The 930-nt window shown below is 26.0% G+C and carries 2 protein-coding genes; both read left to right on the top strand.

The genetic code is table 11. The features are described 5' to 3' along the window. Window positions 1-241, top strand: a 241-nt coding sequence (locus tag CBP76_RS13705) for a hypothetical protein (protein ID WP_217350210.1), incomplete at its 5' end; no start/stop codon positions are given. After that, window positions 168-930, top strand: a 763-nt coding sequence (locus CBP76_RS13700) for a hypothetical protein (RefSeq protein WP_217350208.1), incomplete at its 3' end; no start/stop codon positions are given. The genes CBP76_RS13705 and CBP76_RS13700, both read left to right, overlap by 74 nt.

Raw genomic sequence — 930 nt, 5'->3', positions numbered from 1 at the left:
AGAAGAAAGAAAAAAAAAGAGAGGGAGAGGGAAGAGAAGTAGAGAGAAACAGAAGAGAAGGGTAAAAGGGAGAAAAGGAGAGAAAGGAAGAGTAGTAGAAGATAAGAGGGAAAAAACAAACGGAGATGTAGTAGAAAAGAAAAAACAAAAGCAAGTGAAGGGAAAAAGTGAGAGAGAGAAGAAGAAGAAAGAAGGGAAAGAGGAGAAAAAAGAAGAAAGAAGAGAGAGGGAGAAGAAATGAAAGAGGGAGAAAAGAAAAAAGGAAAAGAAGGAGAAAAAAGGAAAAAGAGAGAAAGGAAAAAAAAAAGAAAAACGTAAAAGAAAAAAAGGGAAAAGGAAAAGGAAAAGAAAAGGAAAAAAAAGAGAGAGAAGGAAGGGAGGGGAAGATGGGAAAAAGAAAAAGGAAAAAGAAAAAGAAAAAAATAGAAAGAAGAGAAAGAAAAAAAAGAAGAAAAAAAAAGAAAAGAAAAAAAAAAAAGAAAAAAAAAAAAAGAAGAAATAAAGAGAAAGAAAAAAAAAAGAAGAAAAAAAAAGAAAAAGGAGAGAGAAAGAAAAAAAAAAAGAAGAGGAAGAAAAGGAAAAAAAAAAAGAGAAAGAGAAAAGAAAAAGAAAAAAGAAAAAAAGAAAAAAAGAAAAAGAAAAGAAAAAGAAAAAAAAGGAAGAAAAAGAGAGAAAAAAAAAAGAAAAAAGAAAGAAGAAAAAAAAAAGAGAAGAAGGAAGAAAAAGAAGAGAAAAAGAGAAAGGAAAAAAGAAGAGGAAAAAAAAAAGAAGAGAAGAAAAAAAAAAAAAAGAAAAAAAAAAAAAAAAAGAAAGAAAAAAAAAAGAAAAAAGAGAAAAAGAAAAAAAGAGAAAAAAAAAAAAAAAAGAAAGAAAAAAGGAAAGAGAAAAAAGAAAAAAAAAAAAAAAAAAAGAAAAGAAGAAGAAAAGAGG

This window comes from Companilactobacillus nuruki, from assembly GCF_002872255.1.
Classification (GTDB): domain Bacteria; phylum Bacillota; class Bacilli; order Lactobacillales; family Lactobacillaceae; genus Companilactobacillus; species Companilactobacillus nuruki.
The sequence above is the reverse complement of the archived record's forward strand: the minus strand, read 5'-3'. Positions and strand labels throughout refer to the sequence as shown.